14 protein-coding genes and 2 pseudogenes are annotated in these 17,527 nt (G+C 66.2%); 1 reads left to right on the top strand and 15 read right to left on the bottom strand.

The features are described 5' to 3' along the window. Positions 1-63: 63 nt before the first annotated feature. Positions 64-2,079 carry a TonB-dependent receptor gene (locus tag LJB71_RS06215; protein WP_259303491.1) on the top strand — a complete coding sequence of 672 codons (2,016 nt, stop codon included), beginning with the start codon at positions 64-66 and terminating at the stop codon, positions 2,077-2,079. A 42-nt stretch (positions 2,080-2,121) separates the two neighbouring features. Here LJB71_RS06215 and LJB71_RS06210 read toward each other — a convergent pair whose 3' ends face one another. The 15 genes and pseudogenes from LJB71_RS06210 to moaCB all read right to left on the bottom strand — a co-directional run bounded on the left by LJB71_RS06210 (position 2,122) and on the right by moaCB (position 17,523). After that, complete coding sequence (locus LJB71_RS06210) at positions 2,122-2,919, bottom strand: TOBE domain-containing protein (protein WP_259303490.1); 798 nt, start codon at positions 2,917-2,919, stop codon at positions 2,122-2,124. A gap of 61 nt (positions 2,920-2,980) precedes the next feature. Then, positions 2,981-4,299: pseudogene (locus tag LJB71_RS06205) on the bottom strand (nitrate/nitrite transporter). A gap of 59 nt (positions 4,300-4,358) precedes the next feature. Further along, on the bottom strand, positions 4,359-5,264 hold the full coding sequence (locus LJB71_RS06200; protein WP_259304754.1) for a peptidylprolyl isomerase: 906 nt from the start codon (positions 5,262-5,264) through the stop codon (positions 4,359-4,361). 11 nt (positions 5,265-5,275) lie between these two features. Then, positions 5,276-5,839, bottom strand: coding sequence for a respiratory nitrate reductase subunit gamma (gene narI, locus LJB71_RS06195; protein WP_259303489.1), 564 nt, complete (start codon positions 5,837-5,839; stop codon positions 5,276-5,278). 74 nt (positions 5,840-5,913) lie between these two features. Further along, positions 5,914-5,981 (bottom strand): annotated as a pseudogene (locus LJB71_RS06190) (hypothetical protein); the annotation flags it as partial. After that, positions 5,978-6,670: a nitrate reductase molybdenum cofactor assembly chaperone gene (gene narJ, locus LJB71_RS06185; protein WP_259303488.1), complete on the bottom strand. Its 693-nt coding sequence runs from the start codon at positions 6,668-6,670 to the stop codon at positions 5,978-5,980. The pseudogene LJB71_RS06190 and the gene narJ, both read right to left, overlap by 4 nt. Further along, the gene (gene narH / locus LJB71_RS06180) at positions 6,667-8,214 is read right to left on the bottom strand and encodes a nitrate reductase subunit beta (RefSeq protein WP_259303487.1); all 1,548 of its coding nucleotides are present in this window, start codon (positions 8,212-8,214) and stop codon (positions 6,667-6,669) included. The genes narJ and narH overlap by 4 nt, the downstream gene beginning before the upstream one ends. Further along, entirely contained in the window at positions 8,214-12,005 is a 3,792-nt protein-coding gene (locus tag LJB71_RS06175) for a nitrate reductase subunit alpha (RefSeq protein ID WP_259303486.1), read from the bottom strand. Before LJB71_RS06175 ends, narH begins: the two co-directional genes overlap by 1 nt. Positions 12,006-12,094: 89 nt before the next feature. Continuing rightward, complete coding sequence (locus LJB71_RS06170) at positions 12,095-13,504, bottom strand: NarK family nitrate/nitrite MFS transporter (protein WP_259303485.1); 1,410 nt, start codon at positions 13,502-13,504, stop codon at positions 12,095-12,097. Positions 13,505-13,654: 150 nt separating this feature from the next. Continuing rightward, positions 13,655-13,828 (bottom strand): hypothetical protein, encoded by a 174-nt coding sequence (locus LJB71_RS06165; RefSeq protein ID WP_259303484.1) that lies wholly within the window; start codon positions 13,826-13,828, stop codon positions 13,655-13,657. Positions 13,829-13,993: 165 nt separating this feature from the next. After that, on the bottom strand, positions 13,994-14,554 hold the full coding sequence (locus LJB71_RS06160) for a molybdenum cofactor guanylyltransferase (RefSeq protein ID WP_259304753.1): 561 nt from the start codon (positions 14,552-14,554) through the stop codon (positions 13,994-13,996). Then, on the bottom strand, positions 14,535-15,020 hold the full coding sequence (locus LJB71_RS06155; RefSeq protein ID WP_259303483.1) for a molybdenum cofactor biosynthesis protein MoaE: 486 nt from the start codon (positions 15,018-15,020) through the stop codon (positions 14,535-14,537). The genes LJB71_RS06160 and LJB71_RS06155 overlap by 20 nt, the downstream gene beginning before the upstream one ends. A 1-nt stretch (position 15,021) precedes the next feature. After that, positions 15,022-15,282 carry a MoaD/ThiS family protein gene (locus tag LJB71_RS06150; protein WP_259303482.1) on the bottom strand — a complete coding sequence of 87 codons (261 nt, stop codon included), beginning with the start codon at positions 15,280-15,282 and terminating at the stop codon, positions 15,022-15,024. A 4-nt stretch (positions 15,283-15,286) separates the two neighbouring features. Further along, on the bottom strand, positions 15,287-16,528 hold the full coding sequence (gene glp / locus LJB71_RS06145; RefSeq protein ID WP_259303481.1) for a gephyrin-like molybdotransferase Glp: 1,242 nt from the start codon (positions 16,526-16,528) through the stop codon (positions 15,287-15,289). Continuing rightward, positions 16,525-17,523, bottom strand: coding sequence for a bifunctional molybdenum cofactor biosynthesis protein MoaC/MoaB (gene moaCB, locus LJB71_RS06140; RefSeq protein ID WP_259304752.1), 999 nt, complete (start codon positions 17,521-17,523; stop codon positions 16,525-16,527). Before moaCB ends, glp begins: the two co-directional genes overlap by 4 nt. Positions 17,524-17,527: the final 4 nt, after the last annotated feature.

Below are 17,527 nucleotides of genomic sequence, written 5' to 3'. Positions count from 1 at the left end.
ATGGACGGCGGCAACGGCCCGTCGTGCCCGCGATTCCCCTTTTGCATACGCCGAGAAACGACCATGCTTCCCCTCCGCACAACGCCCCGCCGCCGCGCGCTGGTCACCGCCCTGCTCGCCGGCCTCGCCTGCCTAGCCGCCGCCCACGCCGAGGACGCCGACAAGACCGGCAAGCCGTTCGAGCTCGGCCGCGTGGTGGTGCAGGGCCAGAAAACCGCGCCGCCGCCGACCGGCGAATCCGCCATCACCCGCGAACAGCTCGATGCGCTCAACCGCGAAACCGTCGGCGAAGCCGTCGCCATCGCCCCCGGCGTCGCGCTGTCCAACAACAGCCGCAACGAATCGCTGGTGTATGTGCGCGGCTTCGATCCGCGTCAGGTGCCGATGTTCCTCGACGGCATCCCGCAGTACGTCCCCTACGATGGCTACATCGACTTCGGCCGCTTCACCACCTTCGACCTCGGCGAAATCCGCGTTGCCAAGGGCGCGGCCTCGCTGCTGTACGGCCCGAACACGCTGGGCGGCGCGATCAACCTGGTCTCGCGCAAGCCCACCCTGCCGCTGGAAGGCGACGTGCGCCTCGGCGTAGGCAGCGGCGGCGAACGCAAGGCGGCGGCCAACCTCGGCATGCTCCGGGGCGATTGGTATCTGCAAGCGGGCTGGTCGTGGCTGGATGCCGACAGCTTCCCGCTGCCGGACGGTTTCAAGGACTACAAGGCCAAGCCGACCGATACCGGCGACGAACGCGAAAATGCCTACCGCAGCGACCACCGCGCCTCGATCAAGATCGGCTATGCGCCGGGCGAGCGCAGCGAATTCGCCATCGGCTACGTGAGACAGGATGGCAAGAAGGGCAATCCGGTCTACACCGGCCGCGCCAACAGCGGCATCCGCTATTGGCGCTGGCCGTGGTGGGACAAGGAAAGCCTGTACTTCATTGGCAACATGGGCCTTGGCGAACGCAGCAGCTTGAAGCTGCGGGCGTATGAGGACCGCTATGGCAACGGGCTGGAAGCCTATAGCGACGGCACCTACACCACCCAGTTGTTCAACACCAGTTTTCCCAGTGTCTATTCGGATAAAACGCGCGGCGTCAGCCTTGAACTGTCCACGCAGGCCATCGCTAATCACGACCTGCATTTGGCGCTGCACTATAAGGACGACCGCCATCAGGAGGCCAACCCGAAGTCGCCAACCAAGAATTACCGCGACGTCACGACCTCGCTGGCGCTGGAGGACACCATCGCGCTGGGCGGCGACTACACCCTGCGGCTGGGCGCGAGCCATGAGCAGCGCGACGCGAAGGGGGTCTATTACTGGCCGACCGGCAAGACCAGCGCCAACAACGCGCTGGTCGAACTGCAGCGCGACCTCGGCGGTCACGGCCAGTTGTTCGCCAGCGTCTCGCACAAGACCCGCTTCCCCACCATCAAGGATCGCTACTCCGCGCGCATGGGCAGAGCCCTGCCCAACCCTGACCTGAAACCGGAAACCGCGCGTCACCTCGAACTAGGCTGGCGGGGAGAGCCGTGGTCCGATGCGCAGCTGGAAGCATCGCTGTTCTACATCCGCATCAACGATCTGATCCAGGACGCCATCGTCGCCTCCAACCAGTGCGGCAGCACCGTTTGCAACCAGGCGCAGAACATCGGCAAGACGAGCAATCGCGGCGTGGAGTTGTCGCTGCAACAACATTTCGGCGAACGCGGTGAAGTGGGCGCAGCCTATACGTGGCTGGATCGCGACAACCTCGGCGATCCCGCCGTACCGCTGACCAACAGCCCGCGCCAGCGCCTGTTCGCATACACGCGATGGGCGTTCTCGCCGCGGTGGAAGGCGCTCATCAACGCCGAGGCCGAACAGGGTCGCATTGTCACCTACGCCGGGCCAGGCAACCAGGGCGGCTTCCTGCGACTGGGCGGCTATGCGACATTCAGTGCGAAGCTGGTGTGGGCGCCGCTGGACGGCCTCGACATCGAAGCCGGCGGGCGCAACCTCGGCGACAGGTGGTACGAACTGGTGGAGGGTTATCCGATGCCGGGGCGGACCTGGTTCGCCAACGTCAGCTACCGGTTCTGATGCCGCATCGTGCTCCCGCCTGACACGTGCTGGCGGGAGCGCTTACACCGCCACCGCAAGGATCACGTGCGAGGCCTTCACCAGCGCCAGCAGCGATGCACCTTCGCGAATGCCGAGTTCCTTCACGCTTTCGTTGGTGACGGTAGCGACCAGTCGCCGACCGCAGGATAGCTGCAATTCCACTTCGGCATTGACTGCGCCCTCACGGCAGGACAGCACAGTACCGGCCAGCGCGTTGCGCGCGCTGGTGCGCGCCCCGGGCACGCCCAGCGTCACGAACGAGGATTTGACCAGCGCGATTGCACTGCCCCCCTCGCGCAGGCCGAGGTCATCGACGCTGCGATTGGTGATGATGGCGACCAACCGGTCGTCGCCACCGAGATCGATGATCACCTCGCTGTTCACCGCGCCGCGCTGGATCGCCTGCACGGTGCCTTCGTATTGGTTGCGCGCGCTTGTCCGGAGCATGAGATTTCCCAGTCGCTTGAGCAGTTCGTCGAGATCGCTGGCGCTGGCGGGCTCACCCTGCCCCGCCAGCATCCGCCGTTGCAGCGCCGTCAGCGCCTGATGGAAGGCCAGCACGCGCCGCCCCATATCGGTCAGTCGCGCGCCGCCGCCACCGCTGCCGCCGGTCTCCGCGCTGACCAGCGGTTCGCTGACGAAGCCGTTGAGCGCGGCGATGGCATCCCATGCGCCCTTGTAGCTCATGCCGACTGCGCGCGCGGCAGCACTAATCGAGCCATGCGCATCCAGCGCCTGCAGCAGCCCTGCCCGCTGCGGGGTGAGGCTGGTGCCTGCGCCACGCAGGTCGATCAGGGGCACGAGAGAAACGGCGGACATGATGAAAGAAGGAAAAACGCGGATGGGGCGTGACAGCGTACATCACGCCCCGTGCAATCCCTCAGCGCGACGCCTCCCGCGCGTCGATGATTTCCGGCAGGTCGGTCTCACGGTCGATCTGCGGGAAGTGACGGCGCTCCATCCGGCGGATGGCGAAGTGCATCCATGCCAACGCACTACCCGCCACGACGAACAGCAGCATGAAACAGCTGGTCCAGATGCCGGTCAGGTCGTTGAGCGCGCCGAACGCGATCGGAAGCAGGAAGCCACCCAGCCCGCCGATCATCCCGACCACGCCGCCCACCGCGCCGACGTACTGCGGGTAGTACACGGGAATGTGCTTGTACACCGCCGCCTTGCCCAGCGACATGAAGAAACCCAGCACGAATACAAGCACGGTAAACGGCACCACACCGATGGCGAGATGAAAGACGATATCGCCCCTGATACCCTTCACCACGTACTGCGTATCCGGGTAAGACAGCAGGAAACAGCAAATCACCGAGACGCCGAAGGTCCAGTACATCACCTTGCGCGCGCCCATCCGGTCGGACATCCAGCCGCCCACCACGCGGAACAGGCTGGCCGGGATCGAGTAGCACGCGGCCAGCACGCCGGCGGTCTTCACATCCATGCCGTAGGCGCCGATCAGGTAGCGCGGCAGCCAAAGCGCCAGCGCCACGAAGCCGCCGAACACGAAGAAGTAGTACAGCGCGAAGCGCCAGACCTGCAGGTTCTTCAGTGGCGCCATCTGCTCGTGGAATGGCATCGGCTTGGCGCCGGACTTGCGGCGCTGCTCCAGCGATGGGTCTTCCTGCGAGGACAGGAAATACAGGATCGCCACTACCGCCAGGCCCACCGCCCAGACCTTGGCCACCATCGTCCAGCCAGCCGCCACCATCACCATCGGCGCCAGCAGCTTGCGGTGACCGCCGCGCCGATGTTGCCGGCGCCGAAGATACCCAGCGCAGTGCCCTGCTTCTCCGCCGGGAACCACTTCGAGACGTAGGCCACCCCGACCGAGAACGAACTGCCGGCGATGCCCACGCCCAGCGCTGCCAGCAGGAACTGCGGGTAGGTCTGCGCATGGGTCAGCAACCAGGTGGAAATGGCGCCGGCCAGCATCACCCCGGTGAGCACCTTGCGCCCGCCGAACTGGTCGGCCCAGACGCCCAGGAAGATGCGCAGAAGCGAGCCGCTGAGGACGGGCGTGGCGATCAGCAGCCCGAATTCGGTGTCGTTGAGGGAAAGCTGCTGCTTGATCTGGATGCCGATGATCGAAAAGATCATCCAGACCGCGAAACACGTGGTAAAAGCGATAGTGCTCAACCACAGCGCCCGCTGCTGGCGGGCGCTACTGACTTGCGAAAGGTCTTGCATGGGTCACTTCCGGTCGAGGTTTGGAAACGCGTTGTTGCCGTGGCGACCGTATCGTGGGATCAGGCCGCCTCGGCTTCGATGGCGTCCAGTCCGCGGACCTCGTAGCGCTCCTGCAAGCCCTGCAGGTACTGCTGGAGTTCGCGTTGACGGACCTGCAGCTCAAGGTAGTCGGAAATGCGCTGGCGAACTTGATCGAACGCAAGTTCCTCGCCGCTTTCGATCGCGTCCACGCTCACCACGTGGTAACCCCAGCGCGACTCCACCGGGAACGCCGCAAGGCCTGCGCGCAGGCGGAATACCTGGCGGTCGAACTCCGGCGTGGTCTGGCCACGCTCCAGCCAGCCCAGCTCGCCCCCCTCGCCCTTCGACGGGCAGTCCGAGTGGCGCATGGCGAAGTCGGCAAACAGGTGGGGCTTGGTCTTCAGCTCGGCGATCAGCTTTTCCGCCTGTTCGCGCGCAGCGAATCGGCCGCTGACGTCGTCGGTGGCGGCGCCCAGCAGGATATGGCGCACGCGGATGCGATCCGGGGCACGGAACCGGTCGAGGTTCTGCTCGTAGTAGCGCCGGCAGTCGTCTTCAGATGGCACCCGATTCTCCACCTCGCGCTCCAGCAGCATGCGGATGCAGGCCTCCTCGACCGTCTCGCCGCCGGACGGCTGCACGGCGTCCTGCAGGCCCAGCCGCACGATTTCCTGCCGCAGCAGCTCGCGCACCACCAGCGCCCGCGCCGCGTCGGCGCGCGAGCGCTCCGGGGTCATCGCCCGGTGGAACTGCATCTCGCGTGCGATCTCCGCTTCGCTGATCGCCACGGCGCCGACGAACAGGTAGGCGGGCGCCGCCTGGCCCAGCGAACGCGGGCCTTCATCGGCGTGATCGTGGTGGTGCGTATGCGCCTCCTCGGTCATCGGCTTCCCGCTGTCGATGACGGTGATCGGCAACTCGCGCCGCGGCTTGCCTGTCTCCATCGCTCTTACTCTTATGCCCTCGGCCCGTAGCGCAGCGCCGGCTGGCGACGACGCACCACCTGGTACGGGCGCCACAGGTAGCTGACCGGGATGCTCCAGACGTGCACCAGGCGGGTGAATGGCGCCAGCAGGAACAGGGTCAGGCCTAGGAAGATATGAGCCTTGTACACCCAGGCCACCGGTGCCACGAACTCGGCCGCGCCGCCGCGGAAGGTGACGATGTGCTGCGCCCATTCGGCCAGCATCATCATCACGCTGCCATCCATGTGGTGGGTGGATGCCACGATGGTGTACAGGCCCAGCAGCAGCTGCGCGAACAGCAGCAGCAGGATCGCAGTGTCGCCGGTGGTGCCGGTGGCGCGCACGCGCGGGTTGAACAGCCGGCGCACGGTCAGGATGGTGATGCCCACCAGGCAGACCACGCCGAACGCGCCGCCCGCCACCATCGCCAGCAGCTGTTTCTGCGGCGCGGTGATGAAGCCCTCGTACAATGCATGCGGGGTCAACAGGCCGACCAGATGGCCGCCGAGGATGGCGAGGATACCGAGGTGGAACAGGTTGCTGCCGATTCGCATGCCCCTGTCGGACAGCAGTTGAGCTGGAACCGGTGCGCCACGTGTACATCGACTTGTCGAAACGCACCCAGCTGCCGATGAAAAACACCGCCAGCGCGATGTAGGGATAGAACTGGAACGCGAATGTATTGAGGTAATTCATGGCTGCACCTGTCGGGGAGCGGCGGGAGACGCGGCGCGGGCGGGGATGCGGGTAGGTGGCGTGCAGTCCTCTCCGGGCGCCTCGGCCCCGAACCGCACGGCTTCCTCCTCCCACAACCGGTCCATCACCTCGGGGGTATCGTCGCGGGGCTCTTCGCTGGCGCGCTTGCGCAGGGCGCCGAGGTCGAGCCCGCCTTCGGCATATTCGACCAGCAGTTCCAGCGGCAGCGCGTAGGGGCTCTGCCGCTCGCCGGCACGCGCGGCCAGCAGGCCGATGATGTGGCTGACGTGATGCAGCCAATCGCGCGCCTCTTCCTGCGGACGCAGGCTGAGGTATTCCAGCAGCAGCGGCAGGTAGTCCGGCAGTTCTCTGGCATCCAGCTCGAAGCCGTTTCTGCGGTAGGCCTCGATCAGGTCGACCATCGCCTGTCCGCGGTCGCGGGATTCGCCGTGGATGTGTTCGAACAGCAGCAGGCTCATCGAACGGCCACGATCGAACAGCGACAGCCAGCGGTCCTGCGCCTCCAGCGGATCGCTGTCCAGCAGCTCGTGCACGAAGCCGACCAGCGCGGTGCGGCGCGCCGGCGGCAGGCCGGGATCGGCGGCGGCGGCCAGCAGCTCATCGCCATGCTGCCACAGCACGTCCTGCGGGTAGTCCAGCAGCACGCTGACAAGCTTGAGCAGGCTCATTCGACCACCTCGAGCGATTTTTCCTGACGGTTCGGATGTACCGCGTAGGTGGTGGTCTTGCGCTGGCCGAACAGGTCGGCCGGGGAGTCGCCACTGCAGCCGTTGCCGAAGGTGAAGCCGCAGCCGCCGCGCTCACCGAAGGCGTCGTTGGCGTACTCGCGGTGCGCCGACGGGATCACGAAACGGTCCTCGTAGTTGGCGATGGCGAGGTAGCGGTACATGTCCTCGGCCTGCGCCACGGTCAGGCCGGCCTGCTTCAGCACCGCCAGGTCCTCCACCCCGTCCACGTTCTTGGCGCGGCGCCAGGCGCGCATCGCCATCATCCGCTCCAGCGCGCGGATCACCGGCGCTTCGTCGCCGGCGGTCAGCATGTTGGCGAGGTAGCGCACCGGGATGCGCAGCGAGCCCACGTCCGGCAGGTCGCCATTCATGCCCACCCGGCCGCGCTCGGCAGCGGACTGGATCGGCGACAGCGGCGGCACGTACCAGACCATCGGCAGGGTGCGGTATTCCGGGTGCAGCGGCAGCGCCAGCTTCCAGTCGATGGCGAGCTTGTAGGTCGGCGAATTGACCGCCGCCTCCAGCCAGCTGTCGGGGATGCCTTCCTTGCGCGCGGCCTCGATCACCGCCGGGTCGTTGGGATCGAGGAAAATGTCCAGGTGCGCCTGGTACAGATCCTTCTCGGCCGGCACGGAAGCGGCGTCCTGGATGCGGTCGGCGTCGTACAGCAGCACGCCGAGGTAACGGATGCGGCCCACGCAGGTTTCCGAGCATACGGTCGGCTCGCCCATCTCGATGCGCGGGTAGCAGAAGATGCACTTCTCCGATTTGCCCGACTTCCAGTTGTAATAGATCTTCTTGTACGGGCAGGCCGACACGCACATGCGCCAGCCGCGGCACTTGTCCTGGTCGATCAGGACGATACCGTCCTCCTCACGCTTGTAGATCGCGCCCGACGGGCAGGCGGAAACGCAGGCCGGATTGAGGCAGTGCTCGCACAGCCTCGGCAAATACATCATGAAGGTCTTCTCGAACGCGCCGTAGATCTCCTTCTGCACGTTGTCGAAGTTGCGATCCTTGCTGCGCTTGGCGAACTCGGTGCCGAGGATCTCCTCCCAGTTCGGACCCCAGTGGATCTTCTGCATGCGCTGGCCGGAAATCAGCGAGCGCGGGCGCGCAGTCGGCTGGTGCCTGGAATCCGGCGCCTCGTGCAGATGCTGGTAGTCGAAGTCGAACGGCTCGTAGTAGTCGTCGATCTGCGGCAGGTCGGGGTTGGCGAAGATCTTCGACAGCATCCGCCAGCGTCCGCCGGCGCGCGGCACCAGCTTGCCGGTACGGGTGCGCACCCAGCCGCCGTTCCACTTGTCCTGGTTCTCCCATTCCTTGGGATAGCCAACGCCGGGCTTGGTCTCGACGTTGTTGAACCAGGCGTACTCCACCCCCTCGCGCGAGGTCCAGACGTTCTTGCAGGTGATGGAGCAAGTGTGGCAACCGATGCACTTGTCCAGATTCAGCACCATCGCGATCTGTGCGCGGACCTTCATCACACCACCTCCTGGGCACTTCCTGGCACGGGTTCGGCCGCTCCTGCGCTTCCTGCATCCTCGGCACTTGCGTATCCATGCGCTTCGCCGTCCAGCCAGTCGACCCTGTCCATCTTCCTCACTACCACCAGTTCGTCGCGGTTCGTGCCCACGGTGCCGTAGTAATTGAACCCATAGGAATACTGCGCATAGCCGCCGATCATGTGGGTGGGCTTGAGCACCACCCGGGTGACCGAGTTGTGGATGCCGCCGCGGGTGCCGGTGATCTCGGAGCCGGGCGTGTTGATGATGCGCTCTTGCGCGTGGTACATCATCGCGATGCCGTTCATCATGCGCTGGCTGACCACCGCTCGCGCCACGATCGCGCCGTTGACGTTGAACAGCTCGATCCAGTCGTTGTCCTCGATCCCGGCGCTGCGCGCGTCGTCTTCGCTCAGCCACACGATCGGGCCGCCGCGCGACAGCGTCTGCATGATCAGGTTATCGGAATAGGTACTGTGGATGCCCCACTTCTGATGCGGGGTGATCCAGTTCAGCACGATCTCCTTGTGGCCGTTCGGCTTCTTGCCAAGGATCGGCACGATGGTCTTGGTGTCCACCGGCGGGCGGTACTGCATAAAGCCCTCGCCGAACGCCAGCATCCATTCATGATCCTGGTAGAACTGCTGGCGGCCGGTCAGGGTGCGCCACGGAATCAGCTCGTGGACGTTGGTGTAGCCGGCGTTGTAGCTGACGTGCTCGTCCTCCAGCCCTGACCAGATCGGCGAGGAGATGATCTTGCGCGGCTGCACCTGGATGTCGCGGAAGCGGATCGCCTCGTGTTCCTTGCCGGCGGCCAGGTGGGTATGGTCGCGTCCGGTGAACGTGCCCAGCGATTCCCACGCCTTCACCGCCACGTGGCCGTTGGTTTCCGGCGCCAGGTGCAGGATCACCTCGCAGGCATCGATGGCCGAGTCGATTCGCGGCCGGCCCTGGCTGACACCCTCCTCACGCACGCGGTGGTTGAGATCGCCAAGGAAGTGGACCTCGTCCTTCGTATCCCAGCTCATACCCTTGCCGCCATTGCCCTGCTTGTCCAGCAGCGGGCCCAGCGAGGTGAACTTCTTGTACAGATTGGGGTAATCCCGCTCGACCACCACCATCGACGGCATGGTCTTACCGGGAATCGCCTCGCACTCGCCTTTCTTCCAGTCGGTGACGCCCAGCGGCATCGCCAGCTCGTTGGGGGTGTCGTGCAGGGTCGGCACCAATACCAGGTCCTTGACCACGTCCAGCACGCCGGGGGCCAGTTCGCTGACGGTCCTGGCGATGCCCTTGAAGATGTCCCAGTCGCTGCGCGACTCCCACGCCGGATCAACCGCCTTCGACAGCGGATGGATGAAGGGGTGCATGTCGGAAGTGTTGAGGTCGTTCTTCTCGTACCAGGTGGCGGTAGGCAGCACCACGTCGGAATACAGCGCAGTGGTGCACATGCGGAAGTCCAGCGTGACCAGCAGGTCGAGCTTGCCTTCCGGTGCCTCGTCGCGCCACTTCACTTCCTCCGGCTTGACCGCGCCGCGCTCGCCCAGGTCCTTGCCCTGCACGCCATGGCGGGTGCCCAGCAGGTGGCGCAGCATGTATTCGTGGCCCTTGCCGGAGGATCCCAGCAGGTTGGAGCGCCAGATGAACATGTTGCGCGGGTAATTCTGCGGCGCATCCGGATCGGCAAAGGCAAAGTCCAGTGCGCCCGACTTCAGCTGCGACACCGCATAGTCGATCGGCGCCACGCCGGCCCGTTCGGCCTCGCGCACCACCTCGATCGGATTGCGGTCCAGCTGCGGGGCGCTGGGAAGCCAGCCCATCCGCACCGCGCGCAGGTTCATGTCGGCCATCGCGCCGGTGAACTTCGACGGGTCGGCCAGCGGCGACAGGATCTCCTTCACGTCCAGCTTTTCGTAGCGCCACTGGTCGGAGTTGAAGTAGAAGAACGAGGTGCCGTTCATGTGGCGCGGCGGCTTGCTCCAGTCCAGCGCGAACGCCAGCGGCTGCCAGCCGGTCTGCGGGCGCAGCTTTTCCTGTCCCACGTAGTGGGCCCAGCCGCCGCCGGTCTGACCCACGCAGCCGCACATGACCAGCATGTTGATCAGGCCGCGGTAGTTCATGTCGTTGTGGTACCAGTGGTTCATCGCCGCGCCGACGATGATCATGCTGCGGCCACGGGTTTTGTCGGCGGTGCGGGCAAACTCGCGGGCGATCTCGATCACGTCCAGACGCGGCACGCCGGTAATGGTTTCCTGCCACGCCGGGGTGCCCGGCACGTTGTCGTCGAAGCTGGTGGCGACGTTGCCGCCGCCAAAGCCACGGTCGACGCCGTACTGCGCCAGCAGCAGGTCGTACACTGTCGCAACCAGCGTCTCGCCACCAGCGGTGGCAACCCGGCGCACCGGGATATTGCGTTCCAGCACGCCCTCGAACTTCGAGGCCGTCCACTTCTCGTGCTCGACGCCGCCGAAGTACGGGAAACTGACCGCCTCGATTCCGTCATTGCCGTCCTTGAGGCTCAGCTGCAGGCGGGTCTCGCGGCCGGCGCTGTCCTTCTCCTCGATGTTCCACTTACCCTTCTCGCCCCAGCGGAAACCGATCGAGCCGTTCGGCACGGTGATGGCACCTGTGGCCTCGTCGAAGGCCAGCGTCTTCCATTCCGGGTTGTTGGCTTCGCCCAGCCCGCCCAGGTCGGAGGCACGCAGGTAACGCCCCGCCACCAGCCGGCCGTCCTCGCGCCGCTCCAGCCGTACCAGCAGCGGCATGTCGGTGTACTTCCGGCAATAATCGGTGAAGTACGGCGAAGGCTGGTCGACGTGGAATTCTTTCAGGATCACGTGGCCGAACGCGAACGCCAGCGCAGCGTCGGTGCCCTGCTTGGGATGCAGCCAGTGGTCGGTGAGCTTGGCGACCTCGGAATAATCCGGGGTGATCGCCACCGTCTTGGTGCCGTTGTAGCGGGCCTCGGTAAAGAAGTGCGCGTCGGGCGTGCGGGTCTGTGGGACGTTGCTGCCCCAGGCGATGATGTAGCGGCTGTTGTACCAGTCCGCCGATTCCGGCACGTCGGTCTGCTCGCCCCACACCTGCGGTGACGACGGCGGCAGGTCGCAGTACCAGTCGTAGAACGACAGGCAGGCGCCGCCCAGCAGCGACAGATAGCGCGCGCCCGACGCGTAGGACACCATCGACATCGCCGGGATCGGCGAGAACCCGACAACGCGGTCGGGACCGTACCGCTTCACCGTGTACAGGTTGGCGGCGGCGATCAGCTCGTTGGCCTCCTCCCAGCGCACGCGCGCGAAACCACCCATGCCGCGGCGGGACTTGTAGTCCTTCGCCTTGGCCTTGTCTTCCACGATGCTGGCCCACGCATCCACCGGGCTCATGGTCTTGCGCGCCTGCCGCCACATGCGCAGCAGTGCGCCGCGGATCAGCGGGTACTTCAGGCGGTTGGCGCTGTACAGGTACCAGGAATAGCTGGCGCCTCGAGGGCAGCCGCGCGGCTCGTGATTGGGCAGGTCTGGACGCGTGCGGGGATAGTCGGTTTGCTGGGTTTCCCAGGTCACCAGGCCGTTCTTGACATAAATCTTCCAGCTGCAGGAGCCCGTACAGTTCACCCCGTGGGTGGAACGCACGATCTTGTCGTACTGCCAGCGCGCGCGGTAGCTGTTTTCCCATTCTCGGCTTTCGGTCTTGGTGAAGCCATGGCCGCCGGCGAACGTCTCCGGATTGCGCTTGAAGAACTGCAGACGGTCAAGGAAATAACTCATGGGAACATCCTCTTGAGCTGGTGTGCACAACCCGCGCGCACGTATCCTGCTGATGGCGGAAACTGCCGCCGCGATTGCCTCGTCGAAGCTCAGCACGGCGTCTCCGCGCCGCGCCGGAAGTACCACCACCACGTCACCGCCAGGCAGGTGGCGTAGAACACGATGAAGCCATACAGCGCCAGTTCGGGGCCGCCGCTCCAGGCGATCGAGGAACCATAGCTCTTCGGGATGAAGAAGCCGCCGTAGGCGCCGATGGCCGAGCTGAAACCGATCACTGCCGCAGACTCGATACCGGCCTGGCGCGCCGCGGCGGCCTTGCCCTCCGCATCGGCGCCGGCGGACCAGCGCTCGTGCAGGGTACGGAAGATCACCGGGATCATCCGGAACGTCGAGGCGTTGCCGATCCCGCTGAGCACGAACAGCGCCATGAAGCTGCCGAGGAAGCCGTAGAAGCTACCGCCCCGGCCGTCGTGATCAGGCAGGAAGTGCAGCACGAAGAACACGCCAACGATCATCAGCGCGAACACCCAGAAGGTCAGCAGCGCGCCGCCCAGCTTGTCGGACAACCAGCCTCCCACCGACCGCATCAATGCGCCGACCAGCGGGCCGAGGAAGGCGTAGGCCATCGGATTGACGTCCGGGAACTGGGTCTTGATCAGCATCGGAAATCCAGCCGAGAAGCCGATGAACGAACCGAAGGTACCGATGTACAACCAGCACATCAACCAGTTGTGCTTGCGCTTGAAGATCACCGCCTGCTCGGCAAACGAGGAACGCGCAGCGGCCAGGTCATGCATGCCGAACCACGCGGCGATGGAGCAGATCACCAGGAACGGCACCCACACGAAGCCAGCGTTCTGCAGGAACAACTGCTTGCCCTCGGCGGTCAACTGCGGCCCACCGGCGATGCTACCGAACAGGCCGGCCGTGATGACCATCGGAATCACGAACTGGGTGGCCGACACGCCCAGATTGCCCAGCCCCGCGTTCAATCCCAACGCAAAGCCCTGCCTCGCCTTCGGATAGAAGAACGAGATGTTGGACATCGACGAGGCGAAGTTGCCACCGCCGAAGCCGCAAAGAATGGCAATGGCGACGAAGTGCCAGTAGGGCGTTGTCGCATCCTGCACCGCGACACCCAACCAGACCGCCGGGAGCAGCAGCGAAGCCGTTGCGATCGCTGTCCAGCGCCGGCCACCGAACAGTGGCACCACGAACGAGTAAAAGATGCGCAATGTCGCCCCCGACAGCGCCGGCAGCGCCGCCAGCCAGAACAGCTGGTTGGTATCGAACTGGAATCCGATCTGCGGCAGGTTGACGGTGACGGCAGAGAACATCTGCCAGATCGCGAATGCAAGCAGCAGCGCGGGGATCGAAATGGCGAGGTTGCGGTTGGCAATGCGACTGCCGGTCTGCGCCCAGAATGCGGTGTCCTCCGGGTGCCAGTCGCGGATCAGGAAACCGCCGTTGAGTGGCTTGACGGCCGGTTCGGCGCTCATGGTATTCGCCTGTACTAGGGGGAAGCCGGTCTGTCGATGGCCGCGCCGCTGGACGGTGCCATCGCGATGACACCAGTGTGCCTGCACCCCTGCCGAAAAATTTGACCGGAATCAAATCCTCCGGCGCGGCCGTGCTCCGCTTGACACCGGTCAAGTCACGGGCGCACGGTGCCCGCGGCTGCGCACGCTGTCGCGCACATCCACCTCGAAATCGACCTGGAGCATGTCTCCACCATCCAGCGGCAACCGGATCACCAGCGCGTCGCGACATGGCAGGCGCTGCGCATAGGACTCCAGAAGATCCCGCGGCAGCGCCAGATGCATCCCCGGCCCGAACACCGGCCCTGCCGCATCCGACAGCGCGACAGACTGCCGCTGAGCTGCCGCCGGGGGTGCACGTCATGTTCTTTACCGTCTGCCCCGCCTGCAGCGCCGCCAGCTCCGCCTCGTCGATGCGGAATCGCAGCCGCTGACCCTGCATCTGTACCTTCATCCTGCAGCCTCCCGCCATTGCTCTGGGGTGTTGAGATTGCACAGCCAGCTGACGGCACCGTCTGGTAGCGCCAGCTGAATACCGCCCTGCGCCGCGTGCAGTGCATGCAATGAACGGCCAGCCTGCGGCAGGCGCAATGCCGTCGCCAGCCAGTCCCGCACGCGCGAATCCAATTGCAACCGCAGTGGCAGCATGTGCCCGTGGAAACAGGCACACCGCGCCCCTGTGGCCACCAGCCGGCGCAGCGCGTCCACGGAAAGCATCGGCATGTCCACCGGCACGACCAGTAGCGGGCCGTCCGGCAACACGGCAGCGACGCTGGCAAGGCCGCCAAGCGGACCAAGATCGTGCTCTACGTCGGGAATACCGCCGTACTCCGGGTAGTCGCCGCTGACCACCACCTTCGCCGCGCCGGCCAGGCACAGCATGTCGATCATGTGCCGCAGCAGCGACTTGCCATGCCAGACCAGTGCCGCCTTGTCGCGCCCCATCCGGCTCGACCGGCCACCGGCCAATACCAGACCCGTCCAGGCCCGATCAGTGGCTATGGCCGGCATAGGCGTTCGCGGCAGGTTCATGACCACACAGCGAACAGCCCTCGCTCCAGGCGCTGTCGCCATCCGCGTAATGCTCCTGCTTCCAGATAGGGCTGGTGTGCTTCACCTCTTCGATCGCCTGCCGGCAGGCGCGGAACGCCTCGTCGCGATGGGGCGTGCCGGCGGCCACTACCACCGCCAGATCGCCCACGGCAAGGCGGCCCTTCGCGTGGGCTATGTATAACCGGAGTTTCGGCCCGAACCCAGCATTACAGCGCGCGGCGATATCGGCAAACCCGTTCAGCGCCAGCGCATCGTATATGTCGTAACTGACCCCGGTGACGGCACGTCCGTGGTTGAGGTCGCGCACGCGCCCCACAAACATCGCAATGCCGCCGAAGCCGGGGGCGGAGACGAAGGCCAGGGCGGCGGACGGATCGAGCCTGCCCTCGGCGATATCGACAATGGCGCAGTGGTGCAGAACCATTTCAGCCCCCGCTCACCGGCGGCAACACCGCCACGCTGCCACAGGTCGGAACCGCCTCGGCTTCACGCAGCACCGCGCGCTCGCTGGCGAACGCGGAATAGGCCAGCAGCTCCGGTTTGAGGCCGGGCCAGTGGTCGACCGCGTGGGCTTCCAAGGCACGGCGCAGGTCGGCCACGGTCGCGCCGTCGGCCAGCTCCAACTCTAGCCTGGCGTCCGGCTGGTGGTCACAGAATGCGCCGAACAACTTCACTTCGATCTTCATGACATCACTCCTGCAGTTGCGGACCGAGCAGGTGCCCAGGACCGTACACGTCCACCAGCGCGCCCGCCGGCAGATCCTGCACCGCCTCGTCTACGACGATCCAGCAGTTGCTGTGCGCCAGCGGTGCGATGCGGAACGACTCCTGGCCCGGCAACACCCGCGCGGACAGCCGTCCCCCGGCATCCACCGACAATCGGCCCTTGAGGTGGAAGCGCAGCGCGTGGCGCTTGTGCAGCGACGCGGCCAGCGGCGCACGTAACGGCTGCTCCGGCGGCAGCCCTGCCATTCGACGCAAGGCCGGTTCGACGAAAAACCGCAGCCCCACCGCGCCGGACGCCGGGTTTCCTGGCAGGCCCCAGAACAGCTGCCCGTCGGGCAGCGTCGCAAACAGCAGCGGCTTGCCCGGACGGATGCGCACCTTGTGGAAATGGATATGCGCACCCAGCTCGCGCAGCGCTTCGGGGACGAAGTCGTAACGGCCCATCGACACAGCACCGGTGCTGACCACCACGTCGGCATCCGCGTCCAGGGCACGTTGCAACGCAGCAGCGAAGGCGGCGACATCGTCGCCAACGGTCTCACGCAGCACGCAGTCGGCACCGGCATCAGCCAGGCGCGCGGCCAGATACGGGCCGTTGCTGTTGCGGATCTCGCCCGATTCCAGCTGTCGCGCAGGATCGTCCACGAGCTCGCGACCGGTATTGAGAAGCGCCACCCGCGGTGCCCGTCGTGCGGCGACATCGACAGCACCCAGCGCCGCCAGCAGCATCAGCTGCGGCGCCTGCAGGGGGGTGCCCGCGGTCAGCACGACATCAGCGCGCGCGACATCCTCGCCACGCAGGCGGAGATGTTGGCCTGGTGCCACGTCGGACTGAATGCGGATGCGCCGCGGCCGCCCGTCTCCGTCGCATGCGAGCACGTCGACCTGCTCCACTGGCACCACCGCGTCCAGTCCACCCGGCAGGCGCGCGCCGGTCATGATTTCCCATGCGCCGCTGGCCATGTCCACCCGCGCGTCGCCGGCCGCCTGTGCACCGGCTACCTCGAACTCGCTGCCCGCCGGGGCGCCACACTCACCCACACACAGGGCAAAGCCGTCCATCGCCGAGTTGTCGAACGGCGGCAGGTCTTCGCCGCTGGCGATATCTTCCGCCAGCACCAGGCCGCGTGTCGGCGCGAGCCGCCGCACCGGCAGCGGATGTGCCTCGCGGCAAATGATCGCCAGCGCTTCGTCGTAACCGATCATGCGTGTGTCCCGCCTTCGATCATCGCCAGCGCATGCGCCAGTAGCGGCGCGAGGATGTCCATGCCCTGCCGCGCCGCGCGCGGGCTGCCGGGCAACGCCAGCACCAGCATGCCGCCCACCTGCACAGCCTCGGCGCGGCTGAGCCAGGCCAGCGGGGTGTGCTTCGCGCTCTCGCTGCGCAGCAGTTCCGCCAGGCCGTCCACGCGCCGGTCGGCGGCGCTGCGCAGCGCTTCCGGGGTCAGGTCGCGCGGCGATAGGCCAGTGCCACCGGTGCACAGGCACAACCGCACGCCACCGGCCGCCAGCGCGCGCAGCCGCTGCGCCAGTGGTTCGATGCCGTCCGGCAGGATGTCGATGTCCGTCACCTCCGCACCGAGCTTGCGCAGCCCGTCTATAAGTTCCGGACCGGAGCGGTCTTCATACTCGCCGCTGCTGGCGCGGTCACTGAGGGTAATGACGGCGCAGCGCACGCCATCGAGGCGCGCCAGATCGAGCGGCTTGTAATGCGCGCGCTCGTCCTCGCGCATCCCGTCTGGATGCAGCCATAGCCCCTTCTTGCCGCCTTCCTTGAACAGCAGGCGGATGCCGCCGATCGCCAGCGCCGGCTCCACCGGCTTGCTCAGGTCGTACAGGGTCAACAGCGCGGCGTTGACACCGGCCAGCGCCTCCATCTCCACGCCGGTGCGCGCCTCGGCGGCGCATTCGCAATAGACGCGGATGGCGTGGCGCGCCGGCACCGGCTCGCAGCGCACCCGCACCAGTTCCAGCGACAACGGGTGGCATAGCGGCATCAGCTGTGATGCCATCTTCGCGCCCTGCATGCCAGCCACCTCGGCCATCGCCAGCGCATCGCCCTTGGGCAGGCGGCGCTCCACGATCATCGGGAAAGCCACCGGGCCGGCCCGCAATTCGCCCACCGCCACCGCGCGGCGGCGGGTCGGGCGCTTGTTGCGGATGTCGGCCATGTGGAAGGCCGCGCTGCGTTCCGTCGTCATGTCC

It is taken from the genome of Thermomonas sp. S9 (assembly GCF_024704365.1).
Taxonomy (GTDB): Bacteria; Pseudomonadota; Gammaproteobacteria; order Xanthomonadales; family Xanthomonadaceae; genus Thermomonas.
The sequence above is the reverse complement of the archived record's forward strand: the minus strand, read 5'-3'. Positions and strand labels throughout refer to the sequence as shown.

Bases quoted from the DNA above. Each gene is read 5' to 3' on its own strand.
- LJB71_RS06215 (WP_259303491.1), top strand. From the start codon at position 64: ATGCTTCCCCTCCGCACAACGCCCCGCCGCCGCGCGCTGGTCACCGCC.
- LJB71_RS06210 (WP_259303490.1), bottom strand. From the start codon at position 2,919: ATGTCCGCCGTTTCTCTCGTGCCCCTGATCGACCTGCGTGGCGCAGGC.
- LJB71_RS06200 (WP_259304754.1), bottom strand. From the start codon at position 5,264: ATGGAGACAGGCAAGCCGCGGCGCGAGTTGCCGATCACCGTCATCGAC.
- narI (WP_259303489.1), bottom strand. From the start codon at position 5,839: ATGCGAATCGGCAGCAACCTGTTCCACCTCGGTATCCTCGCCATCCTC.
- narJ (WP_259303488.1), bottom strand. From the start codon at position 6,670: ATGAGCCTGCTCAAGCTTGTCAGCGTGCTGCTGGACTACCCGCAGGAC.
- narH (WP_259303487.1), bottom strand. From the start codon at position 8,214: ATGAAGGTCCGCGCACAGATCGCGATGGTGCTGAATCTGGACAAGTGC.
- LJB71_RS06175 (WP_259303486.1), bottom strand. From the start codon at position 12,005: ATGAGTTATTTCCTTGACCGTCTGCAGTTCTTCAAGCGCAATCCGGAG.
- LJB71_RS06170 (WP_259303485.1), bottom strand. From the start codon at position 13,504: ATGAGCGCCGAACCGGCCGTCAAGCCACTCAACGGCGGTTTCCTGATC.
- LJB71_RS06165 (WP_259303484.1), bottom strand. From the start codon at position 13,828: ATGCATCTGGCGCTGCCGCGGGATCTTCTGGAGTCCTATGCGCAGCGC.
- LJB71_RS06160 (WP_259304753.1), bottom strand. From the start codon at position 14,554: ATGCCGGCCATAGCCACTGATCGGGCCTGGACGGGTCTGGTATTGGCC.
- LJB71_RS06155 (WP_259303483.1), bottom strand. From the start codon at position 15,020: ATGGTTCTGCACCACTGCGCCATTGTCGATATCGCCGAGGGCAGGCTC.
- LJB71_RS06150 (WP_259303482.1), bottom strand. From the start codon at position 15,282: ATGAAGATCGAAGTGAAGTTGTTCGGCGCATTCTGTGACCACCAGCCG.
- glp (WP_259303481.1), bottom strand. From the start codon at position 16,528: ATGATCGGTTACGACGAAGCGCTGGCGATCATTTGCCGCGAGGCACAT.
- moaCB (WP_259304752.1), bottom strand. From the start codon at position 17,523: ATGACGACGGAACGCAGCGCGGCCTTCCACATGGCCGACATCCGCAAC.